The sequence below is a fragment of the Streptomyces sp. KLMMK genome, assembly GCF_036961605.1.
Classification (GTDB): Bacteria; Actinomycetota; Actinomycetes; order Streptomycetales; family Streptomycetaceae; genus Streptomyces; species Streptomyces telluris.
In genome coordinates this window covers 1-1,637 of record NZ_JBAMDC010000703.1, presented here as the reverse complement: position 1 = coordinate 1,637, position 1,637 = coordinate 1, and the positions used below count along the sequence as shown (strand labels likewise).

Genomic DNA, 1,637 nt, shown 5'->3' with positions numbered 1-1,637 from the left:
GCCCACCTCGGCCTGCCGCTGCTGCCGACCACCACCATCGGCTCCTTCCCGCAGACCACGGAGCTGCGCACCGCCCGCGCCGACCTGCGCGCCGGGCGGATCGACGAGGCCGCGTACGAGCGGCGCATCGAGGCCGAGATCCGCGAGGTCATCTCCTTCCAGGAGAAGGCCGGCATCGACGTCCTGGTGCACGGCGAGCCCGAGCGCAACGACATGGTGCAGTACTTCGCCGAGCAGCTGACGGGCTATCTGGCCACGCAGCACGGCTGGGTCCAGTCGTACGGCACGCGCTACGTCCGCCCGCCGATCCTCGCCGGCGACATCTCCCGCCCCGAGCCGATGACCGTGCGCTGGACCCGCTTCGCCCAGTCGGTGGCGGGCCGCCCGGTCAAGGGCATGCTGACCGGCCCGGTCACCATGCTCGCCTGGTCGTTCGTCCGCGACGACCAGCCGCTCGGCGAGACCGCCCGCCAGGTGGCCCTCGCCCTGCGCGACGAGGTGAACGACCTGGAGGCCGCCGGGACGTCGGTCATCCAGGTGGACGAGCCCGCCCTCCGTGAGACGCTGCCGCTGCGCGCCGCCGACCACGCCGGGTACCTCGCGTGGGCGACCGAGTCCTTCCGCCTGTCCACCAGCGGCGTCCGGCCGGACACCCAGATCCACACGCACATGTGCTACGCGGAGTTCGGCGACGTCCTCCAGGCCATCGACGACCTCGACGCCGACGTCATCAGCCTGGAGGCCGCCCGCTCGCACATGCAGGTCGCCGCGGAGCTGGCCGTCGCCGGCTACCCGCGCGAGGTCGGCCCGGGCGTCTACGACATCCATTCCCCGCGCATCCCGGGGGCGGACGAGGCGGCGGCGCTGCTGCGCAAGGGCCTGGAGGCGATCCCCGGCGAGCGCCTGTGGGTCAACCCCGACTGCGGCCTGAAGACCCGCGGCTGGACCGAGGTCCGGGCCTCCCTGGAGAACCTGGTCACGGCGGCCCGCACGGTCCGGGCCGAGATCCCCGGTCAGGCCTCCTGACGGCCGGGTGACGGGAGGGGGCGGCGCCGGACGACCCGGCGCCGTCCTCTCCCGCCGTGCGGTCAGTGCGCGGGCAGGATCCGGTCGAGGTGGTAGTCCAGCGTCGCCCGGACGTCGGCGAGGGTGCGCCGGCCGTGGAGCACGTCCATGCCCAGCCCCGTCACCCCTGACACCAGCAGGTCCGCCTCCCTCCCCGGGTCGGCGCCGGGTGCCGCCCCCGCCTGCGCGATCAGGTCGGCGACGAGCCGCTCGACGGGCTGGGAGGCGTGCAGGAAGACCTCGGCCAGTGCCGGGTCGGTGAGGCTGCGCACGTAGTACGCGACGAAGACGCGCAGAGCGCTGCGTCGCTGCTCGTCCAGGGGCAGGAACTCGTTCAGGACGGCGCCCAGCACCGCCCGCAGGTCCGCGGGGTCGGGCAGTGCGGCCATGCGCGCCCGGGCCCGCCGGTCGTTCTCCTCGTGCAGCAGGTGCAGTGCTGAGACGAGGAGGCCGTGCTTGCTCCCGAAGTGGTACTGGACGACGCGCAGCGAGACCCCGGCCTCGGCCGCGACCTCGCGCATGCTGGCCGCCTCCAGGCCCCGCTCCGCCGCGATCCTCCAGACGGCCTCGGC

At 74.3% G+C, this 1,637-nt stretch carries 2 protein-coding genes; one reads left to right on the top strand and one right to left on the bottom strand.

Features of this window, described 5'->3' with window-relative positions; genetic code table 11:
- On the top strand, positions 1–1,026 hold a 1,026-nt coding region (gene metE / locus V7793_RS37290), incomplete at its 5' end, for a 5-methyltetrahydropteroyltriglutamate--homocysteine S-methyltransferase (RefSeq protein ID WP_336014141.1).
- A 62-nt stretch (positions 1,027–1,088) separates the two neighbouring features.
- Here the strand turns inward: metE and V7793_RS37285 are convergent.
- Positions 1,089–1,637 (bottom strand): TetR/AcrR family transcriptional regulator (locus V7793_RS37285; protein WP_336014140.1); only part of this gene is annotated, 549 nt, incomplete at its 5' end.